This window comes from Nakamurella sp. GG22, assembly GCF_052976845.2.
In genome coordinates this window covers 76,148-96,137 of sequence record NZ_JBRIIO020000002.1, presented here as the reverse complement: position 1 = coordinate 96,137, position 19,990 = coordinate 76,148, and the positions used below count along the sequence as shown (strand labels likewise).

Genomic DNA, 19,990 nt, shown 5'->3' with positions numbered 1-19,990 from the left:
CCCGTCGTGAGTGCCGCGACGCGGGTGCTTTTCGACGAGCCCGGTCCACGTGCCCTGCGGCGCATCCGGATCGCGACCGTGCTGACGCTGCTGGCGATCGTCGCCGTGGTGTACGTGGCGATCGCCCGGTTCGCCGACGCGGGACAGCTGACGGCGGAGAAGTGGAATGTCTTCACCCTGCCGTACGTGCGGTCGTTCCTCTGGAACGGGCTGGTCAACACCCTGAAGCTGACCGTGGTCTCCGGACTGATCGCCCTGCCGCTGGGCGTCCTGTTCGCACTGCTCCGGCTCGCACACAACAAGGCCCTGCGTTGGTTCGGTACGGCATACGTGGAGGTGTTCCGGTCCGTCCCGTTGTTGCTGCTGGTGTTGATGTTCGTCCTGGCGCTGCCGCCGCTGGGCATCAACCTGCCGATCTTCTGGAAGATCTGCGTGCCCATCGTCATGTGCAACGCGGCGGTTCTGGCGGAGATCTTCCGGGCCGGCGTGAACGCGCTGCCCCGCGGCCAATTGGAGGCCTCGCTGGCCGTCGGGCTGACCTACTGGCAGGCGATGCGGCTGGTGATCTTCCCGCAGGCGATCCGGTTGATCATCCCGTCGCTGGTGACCCAACTGGTCTCCCTGCTCAAGGATTCGACTCTCGGTTACGCGGCCAGCTTCCCGGAACTGCTGCGGACGGCGAACGTGTTGACGGCGCGCACCCACACGCTGATCCAGGTGTACATCGTCATCTCGCTGATCTACGTGGTGATCAACCTGGCGCTGTCCTATCTGGCCAGGGTGTTGGAGCGCCGGCTGAACCGGTCCAGGGTCAGCGGAGTCGCGACTGAGCCGGTGCAGGACGAAGCCCCGGGCATGGTGATGCCGATGGAGACCGCCGCCGGTGGCTCGATCACACTTCGCGACCAGCGATAGGGCGATTCAGCGGGCCGCACGGCGCGGCGCCGTTTATGGTCACCGTGGCGGACGCCGTCCGAGGCCCGAGGGGGTGTCGTGAATCTCGAGAAGGTCATCTTCGGTTTTTTCGTGCTGCTGGCCGCCACGCTGAACTTCGGGTTCTTCATCGGCGACATCTCCATTCCGGAATTGCACAACGAGTACGAGCTGTTCGCGGCGCTGGTGGTCAGCCTGATCGCGACGGTGCTGAAGTTCGGTGATCGCACCCAGATCGGCGCCGTTCACCTCGCGACGAGCCTGGTGGCGGACCTGCAGCTGTTGGCCGCGGCCCTGGCCTGGGGATACGCGGCCAACGTATCCGCGGCCGGTGTCGACGCCCATGCGATGTCGAGCGTGGTGTCGCTGTCCGGCGGAGCGTTGCTGGCCAACCTGGTGTCCGTCGTGCTGCTGGTCGTCGAGACCGTCTCCTTCCATCGCCGGTGACGCGGTGTCCGCGTGAGTAACGTCCTGCTCGTCTTCTGGAAGCAACTGTTCGGCGAGGACGACGAGGAACGCCCGCGGGTCAGCTGGCGGGCCCGGCTCGGCACGGGGGACCAGTCGTCGGAGACGATCTTCGTGATCATGCGCCGGATGCGGGCGCCGCTGATCACCTTGATCGTGATCTTCGCCGTCTCGGTGCTGGGACTGGTGCTCATCCCGGGCGAGGACCCGGCGGGCGAACCGTTCCACATGACGTTCTTCGACGCCTTCTACTTCATGAGCTACACCGCGTCGACGATCGGTTTCGGCGAACTGCCGTATCCGTTCACCGACAACCAGCGGATGTGGGTGACCATCTCGATCTACCTGACGGTGATCGGCTGGGCCTACGCCATCGGGTCGCTGCTCACCTTGATCCAGGACCGGGCATTCCGCAATGCGTTGGCGCTGCAGCGCTTCCGCCGGAAGGTCAAACGGCTGCGGGAGCCGTTCCTGCTGTTCGCCGGCTACGGCCAGACCGGAGAGCTGCTGGGCCGGTCCTTCGATGCGCTGGGCCAGCAGTTCGTCGTCATCGACCAGTCACCGGAACGGATCGACTCGCTGGACCTGGTCGCCTACCACGCCGATATCCCGGGTCTGGCAGGGGATGTCCGCAACCCGCACCATCTGGCCATCGCCGGGCTGGACCACCCGTTCTGTTCCGGCGTGCTCGCGTTGACCAGCGATGACGAGGTCAACCTCGCGGTCACGATGGCGGCGTCGCTGCTGCGACCGGAGCTGCCGGTGATCGCCCGCACGGTGTCGCCGGCCATCGAGTTCCGGATGCACGCGTTCGGGACACCGTCGGTGGTCAACCCCTTCGACAGGTTCGGCGATCACCTGCGGCTCGCGCTGCGGGCTCCGGCGTCCTATCAGTTGCTGACCTGGCTGGAGAGCGGGCCGGGTGCCGAGCGTCCGAAGCGTGGCCGGCCGCCGACCGAGGGCCGATGGGTGATGTGCGGCTACGGGCGCTTCGGCAAAGAACTGACCGCGGACCTGCGCGCTGAAGGACTCGAGGTCACCATCATCGAGCCGGCCGCGGTGGCGGACCCGGACCCGTCGATCCTGATCGGCGACGGGTCCGAACCGACCGTGATGGCGAAGGCCGACCTCGCCACGGCGGTGGGCTTCGTCGCCGGCACGGACAACGACACCACGAACCTGTCGCTGATCGCCGCCGCCCGCCGGATCAACCCTGGGCTGTTCGTAGCGGCCCGGCAGAACTCGCAGACCAGCGCGCCACTGTTCGCCGCGGTGACCGTCGACTCGTTGCTGGTGCCGACGGAGGTTGTCGCGCACGAGATGTATGCGCAGCTGAGCACCCCGCTGCTCTGGCGCTTCCTGCAGCAGATGCCGGCGCGGGGAGACGAGTGGGCGTCTGAGCTGCTGGGCAGGATCACCCAGAATTGCGGCCGGCGGTTGCAGGAGCTGTGGAAGATCAAGCTGCGGGATGCTCAGGCGCCGGGGGCGCGTCAGTGGCTGGCCGGAGACGGCCCGTTGCTCGGTGATCTGCTGCGCAGTCCCGATGACCGGGACAGCAGGCTCGCCGTCGTGCCACTCCTCCTGCAGCGCGGCGAGGACAGCACGCTCACCCCGGGCGACGATTTCAGGCTGCAAGCCGATGACGAGATCCTTTTCGCCGGCAGGGGTTCCGAGCGTCGCTTGCTGGAGACCACGCTGTACGACGACTCGACGAGCGAATACGTCCTGCACGACCGGCATGTCGCGTCCAGCTGGGTCTGGCGGCGGATCGGCACACGCAGCCGGTCCGGAGAACGGCAGCCGTCGGCGCAGTGACCCGAGATCACGCGAGTGTTGTTGCTGCGGGCGTTGTCTCGACTCCGGCTGGCCGAGAAACTGCTGTCGAACCCTTGCGTGCCGATCTCGGCGGATGTTATAAGAAGAGGACACCAGGTGACACACATCAACGCCCTGACGATGACCGTGGCAGGTGGTGAGAAGCGATGGGTCACGCCGACGCCCAAGCAGAGAATGTCGACGCAGTGCTCGGTTCCGAGACTGTGGACGCCCAATTCTGGGCGCTGGTCTGTGACGACGAGGAGTGGCTGCGCGCCGAGTTCGACGGCATCGTCAGTGAGGCCGCGGAGCTTCGCACACCACCACCGGCCAGGGTGACGGTGTCGGACGCCCCCGACGGTGGACGATCAGGGGCGGCCGCACAGGGGACGCGGAGGACGCGAACGCCGCCGTGGGGCCGGCAGGTGCCACCCGGACGTGCGTGGCGCCGGCAGCGGGGGCCCCCGGCACTCCCGCTGCAGCACTGCTGAGACGACATAATCGCTCATCCGTCGGAGATCGCTGGACCCCCGACCCTCGCGACGGAAGGATGGTGGTGCGGAACAGGACGTGTACTTCTTCAGCCCGATGTGGTGAATGCTGCGGCCCGCTGATGTGATCGACCTCGATGCGGACAACCCGGCGAACCGCCGTGGTGCGGTTCGTCAGCGGGACAACCGGATCAGGCGTCTCGTGACGCGCGATCCCCGGGCCGCAGCCGCCACCGGACGTCGGGTGGATTGCCGTGCACCATCGGCCACACCACCAGGCGGTGGGAGAACGCGTTGACGCGCGTTACTTCGGCAGTCGCGCCGTGAGCCGGATCGTCACTGAGTCGCCCGTCGTCTTCTTGATCTGATCCCGGATCGCCGCGCTGATCGGCAGCTTGTGCGTGCCGTCGCCGAGGGCCATGAAGGAACTGCGAAACGGGTGTCCGTCGACGGTTCCGACGACCTTGACCAGGCCGCGGGTGCCGAAAAATTCGGCCGTCCAGTCCGTGACGACGAATGTCCAGCCGCCTTTGGCGTCGCTCTTCTGCAGGGTTGCGGTGAACGTCTTGTCCAGCGGTGTTTCCGCGCCGGCAACAACAGTGGCGTCATTCGTGGTCATTCGGGCACCCCGACGATCACGAACCTGTTCCCGTCGGGGTCGTCGAAGGTGAACATCGGCGGGACGCCGTCCCATCGCATGATGTCGCTGACGTCGATTCCCCTCGCCCGCAATGCGGCATGCTCGGCCGCCGCATCGGGGACGGTGAACCGGACGGCGGTGTCGGTGCCGCCGGTCGGATCCGGCGTTCCGCTGACAAGGGCGATCGATGTACCGGCCCCGGGTGGTGCGACCTCGATCCAGCGCATTGTCGGGCTGATCGGGGCATCGAGGCGCTTTTCGAATCCGAGTCCGGCCGTGAAGAATTCGAGGGCCCTGTCCTGATCGGCGACGGTGATTCCGATCGTGCGGATGTCGGTGATGGTGGTCATCGGCATGGCATTCCTTCCTGGCTTGTTGGACGAGCTGTCGTGGGTCGGGCGGTGGTGGTCGACAGTCGTTGTCGGGTCTGCGCTCTCACCTTCCGTTGTCGGGCGAGCCGTACATGAGTGAGCCGGGCGTGGTGAGTGTTTCGCCCGTTTCCAGCCAGGTCTTCAGGCCGGAGAGGATCATCGGCCACCCGCCGTAGATCTCGGGTGGCGCGGTTTCGCTGAGCTGGTCATGGGTCACTGTCAGCCTGCAGGAATCTCCGACGGGTTCGATCTCCCAGCTCACCCGTGACGTGCCCTCACGTTCTGCTTCCTCGCTCCACAGGGTGTGCATTGTCTGCACGAGTCTTCGCGGCGGCTCTACGACCAGGTTCTCGCCCTCGGCGAGCGGGCCGTCGGCTCCGGGATGTTTCAGCTCGTACCGCGAGCCCGTGGTCCATTCCGAGGCGATGCCGGCACCGAAATGGTATTTCGCGCGGATCTCCGGGTCGGTGATGGCCCGCCACAGCCGCTCCGGGGTGGTCCGGATATAGATCTCGAACACCTTCTCCATGGAATGCTCCAATTCGGCTTTCAGGCCGGCGAGACCGGCGGCCCAGGGCTCGGTGTACTTGCTGACCCAGCGGTCGTGCAGGAGCCGGATCGGAACCGTGTTCAGGTAGTGGACCTTCTCCCGGCCCCGGCGTCGGCTCACCACCAGACCTGCCTCCTCGAGCAGTCGCAGGTGCTTCGCGACCGCGATCCTCGTCATGTCGTGCGGAGCCGTCAGCGCGACCAGTGTCTGCCCGTCCTGCTCGAAGAGCGCGTCGAGCAACGCCCTCCGAGTCGGGTCGGCGAGCGCCCGGAACACCGTCTCCACGGGTCGAGTATAGGAAACCAGATGGTTTCCTATCAAGAGTCTCCGCAGGGTTCTTGGTGGCCAGGCACGGTCGCTCGACGGATCTGGCCTGGCTCTTCAGGTCGGCTGACGGCTCAGCAGGGAAATCGGCGCTGTGGAGCGTCGGAAACCCTGCTCAGGCGTCTCTCGACGGGGGGAGACCACGCCGCACCGACCGCCCCGGATTTCAGCCGGCGGGCTGGTTGGCCGGCGAGAAGGTGTGGGTGCGGGAGGCGTGCTCGGCGCGGATCAGGTGGGTGACGGCGTTGATCAGCGCGAGGTGGGTGAGGCCCTGCGGGTAGTTGCCGAGGTGGCGCCCGGTGACCGGGTCCAGCGCCTCGGCATACAGGCCCAGCGGGGAGGCGTGCGCGAGCAGTCTTTCGCACAGCGCCCGCGCTCTGTCGATCTCGCCGATCTCGGTGAGCGCGGAGACCAGCCAGAAGGAACAGAGCAGGAACGGCGGTTCCCGTTCGTCGAAACCTTCGGCGTCACCGGCAGTCCCGTACCGGCGCGGCAGGCCATGGACGCCCAGCCGGTCGGCGATGGCCAGCACCGTTGCCCGGATGCGCGGATCGTCGGCCGACAGGAAGCGGAACAGGGGAGCGAGCAGCAGAGCGGAATCAAGAGTGCTGGAGCCGTAGTGCTGGGTGAACACGCCGTTGTCGTCGACACCGTTCAGGAGGATGTCGGCATGGATCTCGTCCGCGATCAGCTGCCACTTGTCCGCCGTGCTGTGCGAGTCGTGTAGCCGCGCCAACCGCACCCCGCGGTCGACGGCCACCCACGACAGGATCTTCGTGGCGGTGTAGTGCCGCGGTGCACCGCCGATGTCCCAGATTCCCTGGTCGGGCTCGGTCCAGTGGGCGGCCGCCTGCTCCACCTGCGCGATGACCAACGGCCACAGTTCCTCGGGCAGCTGGTCACGGGTTCGGGTGTGCAGGTAGATGCAGTCGAGCAGTGCGCCCGAGGGTCCGTACTGATGGTGGGTGGCAACGTCGTTGCCGATCCGCACCGGCTCCGAATTCTGGTAGCCGGTGAGGTGGTCCAGGGAGGTGGCACCGGGTGGGCGATCTCCCCTGACGTCGTAGATGACCTGCAGATCCTCGGGATGCTCGTGGCAGGTGTCGTGGATGAAGTAGAAGAAGTCGTTCGCCTCCCGATCGAAACCGAGGGTGTACAGACCCCACAGCGCGAAGGTGGCGTCCCGGACGAAGGTGTACCGGTAGTCCCAGTTCCGATTGCCGCCGGGGACCTGTGGCAGCGACGTGGTTGCCGCCGCGAGCAGTGCCCCGGTGGGCGCGTAGGTCAGGCCCTTGAGTGCGAGCGCGGACGACTGCAGATAGCCGCGCCAAGGATGATCGGGAAAACGGCCCTGCGCCAACCACTGTCGCCAGTACTGGTTGGTGTGCTCGAGCCATTCCAGGGCCTCGCCGGTGTCTTTCGGCGCCGGCAATTCGGAGAACGTCAACGCGACATGGTGCACCTCTCCGCGCCGCATCGTCGTGCGGCCGATGACGGCGCGTCCCTCCACTCCCATCCGCAGGGAGCCGGTCAGCCGCAACGCCGGCTGACCCTTCGCCGTCGCGACGACCTCGGTGTAACTGTCCGTCGGGTACCGCCAACGGGCCGCCTTACGGGCGTCGCTGAAGACCGGCTCGCAGCTGACCGAGAGGTCGACGGTGCCGTTGAGGCAGCGGATCGTGCGGAGCAGGCAGTGCGCGGCGTCGTCGTCGGTCGGGGTCCGCCGATGCGTCGCCGAACGATCGTCGGTGTTGTGCCAGGGCGACATGATCAACGCGTCCTGGACGACGAGCCAACCGGTCGGGGTCTGCCACGTCGTCTCGAGGACGAGTGTGCCGGGCAGGTACCGGCGCGCGGTCGGCACCGTCACGCCGAATGGCGCCACCCGGAAAGCTCCGGCGCCCCGGTCGAGCATCGTGTTGAAGACACTGGCGGAGTCGGGTCGCGGCAGGCACATCCACTCCACCGCCCCGGACGGTGCAATCAGGCAGTTGGTCTCGCAATCGGACAGGAACGCATAGTCCGCGATCGCCGGGAACATGCCCGAGCCGGCCACCCGGTTCTTCCCGACATCGTCGACGACCACGTGTTCTTCGTCCACCAGCGACCATCCCCCGGGTGATCTGTGCTGACCGGTCAAGTGCAGGCTCTCATCGTTCCACGGATACCGCAGGTTCGGTCTCGACCGTGACACCGCCTCCACCCGTCGGGGTGTGTTCGGCGAGGTTCCGTGACGGGCTTCGAGGACACGAAGGCGTCGCGCGGCCACCTGTTGGACCAATTGGGGCGATTCCTGGTCGCTCGGGCGAATACAGTGTGTCGTGTCGTTGCTTTTTCGGGACTTGTGGCAACCGGGGCTGGTGACAGGTATGGACTCAGCGAAGAGTTTCTTCGCCGGCCCCGGCCTGATGCGCGGTCTATGCCGAGGACTCGACTGGGCCGCGACGTCCCTGGGTCGGGTCGACACCTGGTCGGCGGCGCTGAGGTCGACGATGCAATTCTGCCTGGACTCGCCCGGGCCGACGCTGGTCGCATGGGGCCCCGACCTCGTGACTGTCTACAACGACAGCTTCGCGCCCCAACTCGGTGATCAACATCCTCGTGCGCTCGGCCTCGCCGCCCGGCAGTGTCCATTGCACCTTTCCGGCCGCATCACTATCGGTCTTGACGCTCCTGCGGATCTCGCCGTCAGCAGTCGTCCGGACGAACAGCTGATCCTCGTGCAGGACAATTGCCCGGAGGAATCCTATTTCTCTTTCTCCGGCACGCCGATCCGGGACGGCGACGGTGCCGTTCTCGGCCACGTGATGACATCCAGCGAGACCACCGCTCAGGTCCTCGGCAAGCGGCAGATGGAGGTCGTCCGGGACGTCGGGGCGGTCCCGGTCCTCCAGGGCCGGACAACCGGCGAGACCTGCGCCGCTGTCGTCGATGTGCTGGCGCAGCACCGCGAGACGGCTCCGTTCGCCATGGTCTACCTGCGTGGGGACGGCCAACGCTGGGACCGCGTTGCCCAGTACGGGATGGTTCCCGATTCCGTGCAGGCAACCGGTGATGCGTTGTTCGAAGGCGTCATCGATTTGGTCGTCCGGACCGGAAGAGGCGCGCTGGAGGGTGGTTTGCGTCGGCGGATGGACGGACTGCTGCTCGCCGGCCCGATCGGCCCGCTGACGCCGGATCAGGCATTGGTGCTCCCGCTGACGCCGCGGGGGCAGGTCGGCCCCGCCGGCGCGCTCGTCGTGGGCGTCAATCCCTACCGCCCCCTCGACGAGCAGAGTGATCTCTTCCTCTCGCTGCTCATGCGCCAGGTCCGGGTGGTCATCGTCGACACAGCGACCTTCCAGTCCGACGGTGAGCAATCCTGGTCCCTGCCGGATCAGCGGAGCGTTCCCAGCATCGAGAAGACCGGACGACAACCAGCCAATAGCGGACACCCCCTGTCCGGGACTCGTGTCACGGTTGATCATGACCCCTGCTAAAGGAGAGACATGATCGACCGTTCCGGATCCCGCATCGACCACCTCAACATCGCCGTCCCCGACCTCGGTGCCGCTGTCGCTTTCTACGAACCGATCCTGGCGTCCATCGGGATCACCAAGATGCTGGAAATCCCGCCCGACGACAGCAAGGACCAGCCGGCGATGACCGGCTTCGGTCTCGCGGAGGTCAAACCCTATTTCTGGCTGATCGACCGGGGTGTTGTCGGAACCAACATGCACGTGGCATTCACGGTGGATTCCCGCGCCGACGTCGAGACGTTCTACCGAGCCGCACTGGACGCTGGGGCGACAACACGGGAACCACCGGGGGTCCACCCCGAATATCACGTCGACTACTACGGCGCGTTCGTCGACGATCCGCACGGGATCAATCTCGAGGCTGTCTGTCACCGGCCGGGGTGACCGGGCCCGATCGAATCCGAGCCCAGGGCGATCAGGCTTTCTCGGCTGACTCCCGGCCGGCCTCGGTGGTCTTCTCGCGCTGATGTGACGGACCACCGGCGGCGGACAGGTTGCGCGCCGTATTGATCAGCGGGACATGGCTGAACGCCTGCGGGAAGTTGCCCACCAGCCGACCGGCCGCCGGGTCGTACTCCTCGGCGAGCAGGCCGACGTCGTTGCGCAAGGCCAGCAGTCGCTCGAAGATCTCCTCGGCGTCCGCCTGCCGCCCCATCAGCGAATAGTTGTCGGCCAGCCAGAAGGTGCAGGCCAGAAATGCGCCCTCGCCCGGAGGCAGGCCGTCGGTGCGTGTCTCGTGGTCCTGGGTGTAGCGCTGGACGAAACCGTCGACCAGCAAATCTTTTTCGATGGCCGCGACCGTGCCGATCACCCGCTCGTCGTCGATCGGCAGGAACCCGACCAGCGGCACCATCAGCAGTGCCGCGTCGAGTTCGGTGGAGCCGTAGAACTGGGTGAAGGTGCGGCGTGCGGCGTCGTAGCCGTGCTCGAGGATGTCGGCGGCGATGTCGTCCCGAAGGCTGCGCCATTCGGCCAGAGGTCCGTCCAGGCCGAACTTTTCGACGCCGCGAACGGCCCGGTCGGCCGCCACCCAGGCCATCAGTTTGGAGTGGGTGAAATGCCGGGAGCCGCCGCGCACCTCCCAGATGCCCTCGTCGGGCTCGCGCCACCGATCCGCGACGATCTTCATCAGCGCCTTCTGCAATGCCCAGGTACTCGCCCCGCCGCTGAGGCCGGTTGCCCGTGCCTGGTAGAGCGCGTCCATCACCTCGCCGTACACGTCCAGTTGGAACTGATCGACCGCCTCGTTGCCGATCCGCACCGGGTTGCCGTCGTAGCCGGGCAACCAGTCCGCCAGGTATTCGGGCAGCCTGCGCTCGCCGGCCACCCCGTACATGATCTGCACCTCCGCCGGGTCGCCGGCGATCGCCCGCAGCAACCACCTCCGCCAGTCCCGTGCCTCCTCCTCGAAGCCGGCGTACATCAGGGCCTGCAGGGTGATCGTCGCATCGCGCAACCAGCAGAAGCGGTAGTCCCAGTTCCGCACACCGCCCAGCTTCTCCGGCAAGGAGGTCGTCGGTGCGGCGACGATGCCGCCACTGGGTGCATACGTGAGTGCTTTCAGGGTGATCAGCGACCTGATCACGGCCTCGCGCCACCGGCCGTCATACGTGCAGTGCGCCAGCCACCCGGCCCAGTACTCGCGGGTGTCCCGCAGCGCGTGGTCGGCGTGGATCGGAACCGGTGCGCTGGCGTGGGACTCGCGCCAGGTGAGGACGAACGGCACCCGATCGCCGGGCTCCACCACGAACTCGGCGACCGTGGCCAGATCCTCGCCCCGGGTCTCCACCGGCGTCCGCAGCCAACATGAGTCGGGCCCGGCGACGGCGGCCAGTGCACCGTCCTCGCGCCGCACCCAGGGCACCACCCGGCCGTAGTCGAACCGCATGCGCAGGTGCATGCGCATCCGCACCTGTCCCGACACCCCCTCGACGATCCGCACGACGTCCGGCGCCTCACCGCGGGGTGGCATGAAGTCGATCAGCCGCACGGTCCCGTCCGCCGTGTCGAATTCGGTTTCCAGGATGAGGTTCTCGCCCTCGTACCGGCGGCGGGTGGCGGTCACCGGAGCGTCCGGGGCGATCAGCCAGCGCCCGTGCTGCTCGGTGCCGAGCAGGGCCGCGAAGACGGCGCCGCTGTCGAACCGGGGGAAACACAGCCAGTCGATCGAACCGTCACGTCCGACCAGCGCGGCGGTCTGGGTGTCCCCGAGGAGCGCGTAGTCCTCGATCAGCAGGGCCATCAGGCGCGCTCCGGCAGATCGCTCCCGGCCGTGTCTGCGCCGTCGGGCGAGGTGCCGCCACGGGCGCTGTCGGGGTCGAGCGCCTCGCGGTCGTACCGCTCGACGTCACCACCGGCGAACTCACCGCCGCTGTACACGCCACCGCCGTGGTAGGCCGCCGCCTCGGCGTGATCGCCGCGCTCGGAGAACGCATCCGGCTCGCTGGTCGACATCTGCGCCCGCCCTTCGCCGGCCGCAGCAGGGCCGCTCGATCGACTGATTCGCTGGCACAGTGCCCGTGGCCGGCGACGCCCAAACCCGGCGGCTGGGCCGGAGCCGGTGTGGCGGGTGGGGTTCCTGGGACGGAACGGATAGCGTGCTCGCCATGGCCGGAAAGACGTCCGCACCACCCCCGCGCGCCAACTCCCGATCCGGAGGGCGCGCCGAACCGCGTGCGGCCGGCTCGGCCGGTCGGGCGCCGGCGAGGGGTTCCGGTCCCAAGACGGGCGCAACTCGCAGCGGCAGCACCCGGGCTCCGGCCCGCACCGGCTCACGAAGCGGATCCGGCGGCACAGCACGAGCATCCGCTCCGCAGCCGTACGAGCCGTCGCCGCTCGTCACCGCCGTCAAGGGCATCGGGCGCGGGCTCAAACGGCTGTGGCTGGTCGCCGCGCGTTGGCTCGGCGGCCTGGTGCGGGCCATCGGCCGCGGAGCGGCCGCTACCAGGGACATCGATCCGGTGCACCGCCGGGACGGCATCGCGTTCGGCCTCATCGCGCTCGCCGTTGTCTGTGCCATCGGGACCTGGCTGCAGGCCGCCGGCCCGGTGGGCGGTCTCGCCGATGACGCGGTGCGGGTCTGGATCGGCGCGATCGCCGTCGTCTTCCCGATCGCTCTGGTCGTGATCGCCGTCGTCCTGATGCGCACCGAGCCGGACCCCGAGCACCGCAGCCGGCGCATCGTCGGCACGGCGGCGGTCACCATGTCGGTCGCGGGCATCCTGCACGTCCTGCACGCCGACGACCTCCCCGACGGCGCCACGGACTCCATCGGCCAGCGAATGAACGCCGGGGGCACCGTCGGTTGGCTCGTCGGTCAGCCGTTGTACATCGGTGTGACGACCGTGCCCGCCATCCTGCTGTTGGTGCTGCTCGGTGGGTTCGGCGTGCTGTTGATCTCCGGGGTGCCGCTGGTCGAGGTGCCGAGCCGGATTCGGGACAACTGGAGTCGGGTGCGGGAAGGCCGGGCCGCGCCGGACGGGAACACCGACGCTCAGGATTACCGCGCCGGCGGGGAGGTCTCCCTCGATCCGGACGCCGATCTCGCCACCACCAGGCTGCGCAGGCCGGCCCGCCGCCGGCAGGCCGCCAACGCCGACGATGCGGCCGACCCGGACACGGTCGTCGTCGATGCCGGTGCCCCGACCACCCCGCTCGTCGCGCAACCGGCCGCTCCGGCGACGGCTCCGCGCGGCGGTCGTGCGCGAGTGGTTCGCCCGGCGGTGCCGGACCCTGACGCGGGCACCCAGGTCACCGAGCCCACCCAGTTGCGGCTCGACCAGATGGGGAACGCCTACCAGCTGCCGCCCGCAGAACTGCTGAAACTCGGTGCGCCGCCGAAGGTCCGCAGCGCCGCCAACGACGACATGATCGAGCGGATCACCGGCGTGCTGGAGCAGTTCAACGTGGACGCCGCCGTCACCGGGTTCACCCGCGGCCCGACGGTCACCCGCTACGAGGTCGAACTCGGTCCGGGCGTGAAGGTCGAGAAGATCACCGCGCTGACCCGCAACATCGCCTATGCCGTCGCCACCGACAACGTGCGGTTGCTCGCACCCATCCCCGGCAAGTCGGCCGTCGGCATCGAAGTGCCGAATTCGGATCGCGAGATGGTCCGGCTGGGCGATGTTCTCGCCGCCCCAGCGGCGCGGGTTGATCATCATCCGCTCGTGGTCGGGCTGGGCAAGGACGTCGAGGGCAACTTCGTCACCGCCAATCTCGCCAAGACCCCGCACCTGCTGGTCGCCGGCGCAACAGGTTCGGGCAAGTCCAGCTTCGTCAACTCGATGCTGGTGTCGTTGCTGCAGCGCGCCTCACCGGCCGAGGTCCGGATGATCCTGGTCGACCCGAAGATGGTGGAACTGACGCCGTACGAGGGCATTCCGCACCTGATCACGCCGATCATCACCCAGCCGAAGAAGGCCGCCGCCGCGCTGGCCTGGCTCGTCGAGGAGATGGAACAGCGCTACCAGGACATGCTGGCGCACGGAGTGCGGCACGTCGATGACTTCAACAAGAAGGTGCTCAGCGGCGAGATCGTGACGCCGCCCGGATCCGAGCGGGTGTACCGGCCCTACCCCTACATTCTCGGGATCATCGACGAGCTGGCCGATCTCATGATGACGGCGCCCCGCGACGTCGAGGACGCGATCGTCCGGATCACCCAGAAGGCGAGGGCCGCCGGGATCCACCTGGTGCTCGCCACCCAGCGGCCGTCGGTGGACGTGGTCACCGGCTTGATCAAGACCAACGTGCCGTCCCGGCTGGCGTTCGCCACGTCGTCGCTCACCGACTCGCGGGTCATCCTGGACCAGCCCGGCGCCGAGAAGCTGATCGGGATGGGGGATGGGCTGTACTTGCCGATGGGGCAGTCCCGGCCGATTCGGATCCAGGGCGCCTACGTCAGCGACGCGGAGATCCATGCCGTGGTCGAGTACGCGAAGTCGCAGGCCGCCCCGGACTACAACGAAGGCGTGACGGCCGCGAAGGCGGACGCCGCCATAGATGTCGACCCGGACATCGGCAACGACCTCGACCTGCTGATCGAGGCGATCAATCTGGTGGTGACCTCGCAGCTCGGCTCGACGTCGATGCTGCAGCGCAAGCTCCGGGTCGGGTTCGCCAAAGCGGGCCGGCTGATGGACCTGATGGAGACCCGCGGCATCGTCGGGCCGTCGGAGGGTTCGAAGGCGCGTGAGGTGCTGATCCGGCCGGACGAGCTGGACGAGGTCCTCATGACGCTGACCGGCGCGAGCGCCCCGGTGCCCGACGAGATCTGATCCGCCGACGGGCAGCGTGGCTGTCCCCTTGTGACCGAATCGACCACCTGTCAAGTTGTAGCGGTGGAGCAGGCTCGGACCGGTCAGGAACCGCTGTGGGGGATCGCAGCCGGGTGCGCGGCGCTGCTTGCCGTCGGTGCCTGGTTCCTGGGCTGGCGGGCGTTCACGCCGGCCGAATGCTCGACGGTGTTCCCGGCCGCCCAGCAGTGGTCGGCACTCGGCGTCAGCCCGCAGGCGGTCGGTGATTGTGCTGTGCCGGAAACGGCCGTCGTCACTGCGGCAACCGCGCTGGGTGATCAGGTGTCGATGACCATCGTGGACAACGGCGCGGTCAGCGTGCTGACCGTACCCATGCGGGCCTCGGGCGTGCCGTCGCTGCTTGCGGGATCGTGGTCCACGATGGCGTTCGTCATCGCACTGTTCGGTATCGGCTGCTACGCCTTCGGACGACGCCGCGCGGATCCTGCGGCCGGCGCCCTGCTGTTGCTGTCATCCGGATTGCTCGCAAGCACCACCACAACGGTGCTCGGCCTGCCGGTGCACTCCGTGTTCGGCGGCTTCCCGAGGTGGCTCTTCCTGGCCAACGTCGGGGCAGCGTATTCGGTGTCCTGGGGCGGGCTGCTCGCTTTCGCCGCCCTCTTCCCGACGGCATGGCACCGTGTCGCCGGCCGGGTCATGCCACGGATGGTGCTGCAGACCACTCCGCTCGCGCTGTGGTTGGTCGGCGGGGCCGTCCTCGGTGCCATCTCGCTCGCGGGTGATTCGACGTTCACCGGCTGGGTGCACGGGACGATCGTCGTCCAGTCCCTCATCACCGTTGGCTGCCTGCTGACCGGTCTGGGTGTCTATTGCTCGAGGATCTTCCGATCACCTCCCGGGCGAAATTCCATCGAGCGGCAGCAACTGTTGTGGGTGGGAGCGTCCGGAACCGCATCGATCCTACTGGTTCTGGCGTTCTGGATGATTCCTCAGTTGATCACCGGGACACCGCTGCTGCCGGCCGGTGCGATCGGTGTACCTGGCCTGCTCTTCGTCGGTGGCCTGACGGTGGCACTGACCCGTTTCCGGCTGTTCGACCTGGACGCCCTCCTGGGTCGGACGTTGGTGTACTCGGCGCTCACGGTCCTGGTGGTCGCCCTCTACCTCGGCGTTGTCTCAGTCCTGACCGCGGCATTCTCGGCGCCGGCAACGACGCCGACAGCCGTGGCCGGGGTGGCCGTGGTCGCGGTCGTGGTCAACCCGCTCCGGGTGGGGCTGCAGCACGCGGTGAACACACTGCTGTACGGCGACCGGGACGACCCGTACACAGCGCTGAGTCGTGTCGCCGAGCAGTTGACCGCCGCAGCCCGGCGGACCGTGGTCCTGCCAGCTGTCGCCGTCGACGTCGCGAGGGCGCTGCGGGTGCCGTACGTCGGTATCGTCTGGCACGGCGAGGACAACCCAGGGGAAGCGTCGGTCGGGAGCCGACCGGCGAACGACGCACTGCTGTACGACGTACCGCTCCTGTTCCGAGGCGAACAGGTGGGGCAGCTGCGGATTGCTCGAAGAGCTCCGACAGAACACTTCTCATCGTCCGAACGCAGGCTCATCGCCGACCTTTCCAGGCAAGTGGCCGCGGCGGTTCGCGAGGTGCTGTTGTCCCAGGAACTGCAACGATCACGGGAGCGATTGGTCCTGGCCAGGGAAGAGGAACGACGCGTCCTGCGTCGCACGCTGCACGACGAGATCGGACCCACCGTCGCCGGAATTGCGCTGCGCGCCGAAACAGCGCGCCTGCTCGTCGAGCAACCGGATCGGAGGGCAGGATTCGCCTCCGCACTCGCGGCCATCGGCCGCGACGCCGGCGCCGCGGCCCGTGCCCTACGGGCGCTGTCCTACGACCTGCGTCCACCCGCGCTCGACGATCGTGGACTTGTTCTCGCGTTGCAGGACCGTGCCGCCGAACTGTCCCCCCTCGAGGTCGTCATCGACGCGGGGGACATCGATCGGCAGGCAGGCGGACGTGCACTCCCCGCGGCCGTCGAGGTGGCGGCGTACCGCATCACGATGGGTGCGATGACGAACGCGGCACGGCATGCCCAGGCAACGCACTGCTGGGTGCGTCTTCGTCGCACCGGGACGGAGCTGTCAGTGGACATCGATGACGACGGAAGTGGATTGCCGGCCGACTTCCGTGCCGGGGTCGGCGTGACGGCGATGCGCGAGCGCGCCCGGGAATTGGGCGGTGACTGCCGGCACCTGACGCGTCCGGACGGCGGAACGCGTGTCGCAGCGGTGCTCCCACTGTCCGAGGATCTGTGATGGTCGACGACGGCCGGGTGCGGGTCCTGCTCGCTGACGATCATCCCGTCTACCGTGACGGGTTGACCGGATTGCTCTGTGCAACAGTGGATCTCGCCGTCGTCGGGCAGGCAGCCACGGGATTGGAGGCGGTCCGGCTTGCGGAATCGCTGTCGCCGCAGGTGGTTGTCCTCGACCTCAACATGCCCGAGCTCAACGGCGTGGACGCCGCCCGTCGCATTTTGCACCAGGCCCCGAACACCGCGATCCTCATCTTGACCATGTACGACGACGATGCCCTGGTCTTCAGGGCCATGCAGGCCGGCGCCCGCGGCTACGTGGTGAAATCCGCAGAGCCCGACGCCATTCTGGCCGCCATCCGGGCAGTTGCCCGTGGTGAGGCGATCCTGGGAGCGGCCGTGGCTCGCCGGCTCCCAGGGTGGTTTCACGAAATCGCTGATGACCGCGGGCCTTTCGTCCAGCTGACGCCACGGGAGCGGGAAGCATTGGACCTGCTTGCACGCGGCTGGGGCAATCCGGCGATCGCCGGCAGCATGGGCATCAGCGAGAAGACCATTCGCAATGTCGTCTCGAACATCCTGGTCAAGTTGCAGGTCGCGGACCGCGCCGGCGCCATCGCAAAGGCACGCGACGCCGGTCTCGGCGGAATCGCGTAAATCCCTGGTCCTGGGGGGCGGATGTCCCGTGACGCCCGGGACATTGCGCCGCGATGCTTCCAGGAGTCGTCGATCCCAGGAGTCGTCATGCGCAAGGTCTATGTCGCCATCACCGGCCTACTGATGGTGTCCGTCATCCTCCAGTTCTACTTTGCCGCCTTCGGTGTCTTCACGGCTCCGGACAACGACTCACAGTTCATCCTGCACCAGATGAACGGCCGGATCGTGCTACCGGTGTTGTGCCTGCTGTCCATCGCGGCAGCAGCCGCGGCGAGGGCGCCTGGCCGGTTGATCGGGCTGACAGCGATCCCGTTCGGTCTGCTCATCCTGCAGACGGTGCTGTTCATCATCGCCGGTCTGGCGGGCGCGTCGGAGGACCGGACCAATCTCGCCGGCCAATTGATTCTCGGTCTGCATGCGATCAACGGTTTGTGCGTCCTGGGCACCAGCATCCTTGTGTTCCTGCGGGCCAGGCAGTTCGCCCGGTTGGGCACCGGTCCTGTTCTCAACGCACCGGCGACCGAAGATGTGGAGACTGCCGCCGTGACGCACGATTCAGATACTGCCGCAGGGCTCCGTCCGCGTGATCGCGACATCGCCACCTCGTGATTCTCCGGCGAGTTGACCGGACCTGGAAGGGCAGCCACCCGTGACGACGCAACAATTGTCGGCGCTCGACCTGCTGCTCCTCGTGCTCGCGACGGGGCTGTTCGTCGGCGCCGCGTCGCTCCTGCTGTCGCTGATCGGCGGCACTACCCGGAGGCGGGCGATCGCCGCAGTGGCCGTCGCCGTGGTGGCTGTGGTTGCCGTCGTGGGACGCGCCACCGTCGCTGTCGTGCTGCTGTCGCGGGGGTGGTGGTTCACGGCCGAGAAGGTGATGCTGGCGGTGCCGCTGGCGTTGGCCGGTGCGGGCCTGGCTATCGCACTCGCCGGTCCGGTCCTCCTTCGTGAAGTCGGCCGTCGTACTGCCCGCGACGGGGGCCGGGCCAACCGGATCAGGAGGGGCGCCGCCGCGCTGTTCGCAGCCGGTTTCGCCAGCGCCGGTGGAGTGATCACCACCTTCGCCGTGGGTTACCCGCTCACGCTCACCGCTGCAGTCATCGTCCTCACCATGCTGCTCGGAGTGACCGGACTGACCTGGCTCAAGGTCACCGGCCGCCACCGGCCCAGGGTGGCGGCGGCATTGCTGGTGCTGTGCCTGCTGCCGGTCGCCACCGGTGTTGCATTCGGCTTGTACCGGGACCTGCAGCCGGTGCTGATCGGCGCGACGGGTCATCCGCACCAGGGGACCGGCAGTCCGACGAGCGTGGCTGCAGCACCGGGCATCTCCGTGGCAGACCTGCGGGAGGCAGCCCCCGACGACGCACGGATCCGAACGTTCACCCTGACTGCGCGGCAGCAGCCGTTGACCCTTCCGTCCGGCCGTACGGTCGAGGCATGGACCTTCGGGAGCGTTCCCGGACCCGAGATACGTGTGCAGCGGGGTGATTTCGTCGAGGTGGTCCTGCGCAACATCGACATTGCCGACGGTGTGACAGTGCACTGGCACGGGTACCCGGTCCCGAACGGTGACGATGGCGTGGCCGGAGTCACCCAGGACGCCGTGGGACCGGGCAAGGAATTCACCTACCGTTTCCCCGCAACGGTGTCGGGGACGTTCTGGTACCACGCACATCAGGTGTCCTCCGAGGCGGTCGGTCGCGGTCTGTACGGGGCGCTCGTCGTCGAGCCGTCCGGTGGCGCCGTTGACCGGACCAGCAGTGGAATCGATCTGGTCGTCGAGGCACACACGATCGAGGGCATCCCGCTGATCAACGGTGGCGACGGGGTGGACCGCCGGACCGTCACACCGCACAGCGCGGTCCGGCTCAGGTTGATCAACACGGATTCGGTGCCACATCGGTTCTCCCTCGGCGGAACGGCGTTCACCGTCGCCGCTGTCGACGGTGGCGATCTCGTCGGCCCGACGCAATTACAGGGCACGACTCTGCGAATCCCGGCCGGCGGGCGGTACGACGCCACCTTCGAGATGCCCGGCAACCCGGTGTCACTCGCCATGGAGGGTGCAGCGGAAACCGGGCTGGAACTGGTCCCGAACGCGGATCCACCTCGAGACCGTCTGCAGTTCATCGACGGCTCCGACCTCGACCTGCTGTCGTACGGCCGTCGCGCTGCTGTGCCTGGGTTCACCGACCGTCCAATTGACCGCGACCTGACTCTGGTGCTGGATCGACAGTTGCGATTCCTGGGTGGCGTTCCCTCTTTCGCGCAGACCGTCAACGGCGAGGTGCATCCGCATGTGCCCGCGATGGTGGTGCGCCCAGGCGAACTTGTCCGGCTGACGGTGGTCAATCGGGGCTCCGAGACGCACCCGATGCATCCGCACGGTCACCGGGTGCTGGTGCTCTCGCGGGACGGCGTGGCGTCGAGTGGAAGCCCACTCTGGCTGGACACGTTCGACGTTCGCCCCGGCGAGGTATGGCAGGTACTTCTCCTGGCGGACAACCCCGGAATCTGGATGGCGCACTGCCACAACCTTGAACACGCGACCGCTGGGATGGTGGTGCACCTCGTGTACGAGGGCGTCTCCAGCCCGTTCCGGCTCGGCGGCGCGGCAGCCAACCGGCCGGAGTAACGGAGAAATGGT

Annotated in this window: 17 protein-coding genes; 11 read left to right on the top strand and 6 right to left on the bottom strand. The window is 67.7% G+C overall.

Annotation, left to right across the window (positions count from 1 at the left end; translation table 11 throughout):
• Positions 1–6: 6 nt before the first annotated feature.
• The 4 genes from ACVBEQ_RS02770 to ACVBEQ_RS02755 all read left to right on the top strand — a co-directional run bounded on the left by ACVBEQ_RS02770 (position 7) and on the right by ACVBEQ_RS02755 (position 3,704).
• The gene (locus ACVBEQ_RS02770; protein ID WP_447151900.1) at positions 7–915 is read left to right on the top strand and encodes an amino acid ABC transporter permease; all 909 of its coding nucleotides are present in this window, start codon (positions 7–9) and stop codon (positions 913–915) included.
• Between the two features lie 78 nt (positions 916–993).
• Entirely contained in the window at positions 994–1,380 is a 387-nt protein-coding gene (locus ACVBEQ_RS02765) for a DUF6394 family protein (RefSeq protein ID WP_447151899.1), read from the top strand.
• Positions 1,381–1,392: 12 nt separating this feature from the next.
• Complete coding sequence (locus tag ACVBEQ_RS02760) at positions 1,393–3,213, top strand: potassium channel family protein (RefSeq protein ID WP_447151898.1); 1,821 nt, start codon at positions 1,393–1,395, stop codon at positions 3,211–3,213.
• Positions 3,214–3,380: 167 nt separating this feature from the next.
• The gene (locus ACVBEQ_RS02755) at positions 3,381–3,704 is read left to right on the top strand and encodes a hypothetical protein (protein ID WP_447151897.1); all 324 of its coding nucleotides are present in this window, start codon (positions 3,381–3,383) and stop codon (positions 3,702–3,704) included.
• 304 nt (positions 3,705–4,008) lie between these two features.
• Here the strand turns inward: ACVBEQ_RS02755 and ACVBEQ_RS02750 are convergent, their stop codons facing one another.
• The 4 genes from ACVBEQ_RS02750 to ACVBEQ_RS02735 all read right to left on the bottom strand — a co-directional run bounded on the left by ACVBEQ_RS02750 (position 4,009) and on the right by ACVBEQ_RS02735 (position 7,630).
• A complete protein-coding gene (locus ACVBEQ_RS02750) occupies positions 4,009–4,323 on the bottom strand; it encodes a DUF1905 domain-containing protein (protein WP_447151896.1) in 315 nt (104 codons plus the stop codon).
• Positions 4,320–4,694 (bottom strand): VOC family protein, encoded by a 375-nt coding sequence (locus tag ACVBEQ_RS02745; RefSeq protein ID WP_447151895.1) that lies wholly within the window; start codon positions 4,692–4,694, stop codon positions 4,320–4,322. The genes ACVBEQ_RS02750 and ACVBEQ_RS02745 overlap by 4 nt, the downstream gene beginning before the upstream one ends.
• Positions 4,695–4,779: 85 nt before the next feature.
• On the bottom strand, positions 4,780–5,550 hold the full coding sequence (locus ACVBEQ_RS02740) for an ArsR/SmtB family transcription factor (RefSeq protein WP_447151894.1): 771 nt from the start codon (positions 5,548–5,550) through the stop codon (positions 4,780–4,782).
• A 205-nt stretch (positions 5,551–5,755) separates the two neighbouring features.
• The gene (locus ACVBEQ_RS02735; protein ID WP_447152165.1) at positions 5,756–7,630 is read right to left on the bottom strand and encodes a glycoside hydrolase family 15 protein; all 1,875 of its coding nucleotides are present in this window, start codon (positions 7,628–7,630) and stop codon (positions 5,756–5,758) included.
• Between the two features lie 328 nt (positions 7,631–7,958).
• Here ACVBEQ_RS02735 and ACVBEQ_RS02730 point away from each other — a divergent pair, with 328 nt between their 5' ends.
• Both ACVBEQ_RS02730 and ACVBEQ_RS02725 read left to right on the top strand, forming a co-directional pair.
• Positions 7,959–9,068, top strand: a complete 1,110-nt coding sequence (locus tag ACVBEQ_RS02730; RefSeq protein ID WP_447151893.1) for a hypothetical protein — start codon at positions 7,959–7,961, stop codon at positions 9,066–9,068.
• A 9-nt stretch (positions 9,069–9,077) separates the two neighbouring features.
• The gene (locus ACVBEQ_RS02725; RefSeq protein ID WP_447151892.1) at positions 9,078–9,491 is read left to right on the top strand and encodes a VOC family protein; all 414 of its coding nucleotides are present in this window, start codon (positions 9,078–9,080) and stop codon (positions 9,489–9,491) included.
• A gap of 31 nt (positions 9,492–9,522) precedes the next feature.
• On the opposite strand, the gene ACVBEQ_RS02720 is transcribed toward ACVBEQ_RS02725, so the two are convergent.
• Positions 9,523–11,349: a glycoside hydrolase family 15 protein gene (locus ACVBEQ_RS02720; RefSeq protein ID WP_447151891.1), complete on the bottom strand. Its 1,827-nt coding sequence runs from the start codon at positions 11,347–11,349 to the stop codon at positions 9,523–9,525.
• Positions 11,349–11,561, bottom strand: a complete 213-nt coding sequence (locus ACVBEQ_RS02715; protein ID WP_447151890.1) for a hypothetical protein — start codon at positions 11,559–11,561, stop codon at positions 11,349–11,351. The genes ACVBEQ_RS02720 and ACVBEQ_RS02715 overlap by 1 nt, the downstream gene beginning before the upstream one ends.
• A gap of 152 nt (positions 11,562–11,713) precedes the next feature.
• On the opposite strand from ACVBEQ_RS02715, the gene ACVBEQ_RS02710 reads away from it, so the two are divergent.
• The 5 genes from ACVBEQ_RS02710 to ACVBEQ_RS02690 all read left to right on the top strand — a co-directional run bounded on the left by ACVBEQ_RS02710 (position 11,714) and on the right by ACVBEQ_RS02690 (position 19,978).
• The gene (locus tag ACVBEQ_RS02710; protein ID WP_447151889.1) at positions 11,714–14,386 is read left to right on the top strand and encodes a DNA translocase FtsK; all 2,673 of its coding nucleotides are present in this window, start codon (positions 11,714–11,716) and stop codon (positions 14,384–14,386) included.
• A 63-nt stretch (positions 14,387–14,449) separates the two neighbouring features.
• The gene (locus ACVBEQ_RS02705) at positions 14,450–16,687 is read left to right on the top strand and encodes a sensor histidine kinase (RefSeq protein ID WP_447151888.1); all 2,238 of its coding nucleotides are present in this window, start codon (positions 14,450–14,452) and stop codon (positions 16,685–16,687) included.
• Entirely contained in the window at positions 16,687–17,343 is a 657-nt protein-coding gene (locus ACVBEQ_RS02700) for a response regulator transcription factor (protein WP_447151887.1), read from the top strand. The genes ACVBEQ_RS02705 and ACVBEQ_RS02700 overlap by 1 nt, the downstream gene beginning before the upstream one ends.
• A gap of 87 nt (positions 17,344–17,430) precedes the next feature.
• Complete coding sequence (locus tag ACVBEQ_RS02695; protein WP_447151886.1) at positions 17,431–17,952, top strand: DUF6220 domain-containing protein; 522 nt, start codon at positions 17,431–17,433, stop codon at positions 17,950–17,952.
• Between the two features lie 40 nt (positions 17,953–17,992).
• A complete protein-coding gene (locus ACVBEQ_RS02690) occupies positions 17,993–19,978 on the top strand; it encodes a multicopper oxidase family protein (protein WP_447151885.1) in 1,986 nt (661 codons plus the stop codon).
• The last annotated feature ends 12 nt before the right edge of the window (positions 19,979–19,990 follow it).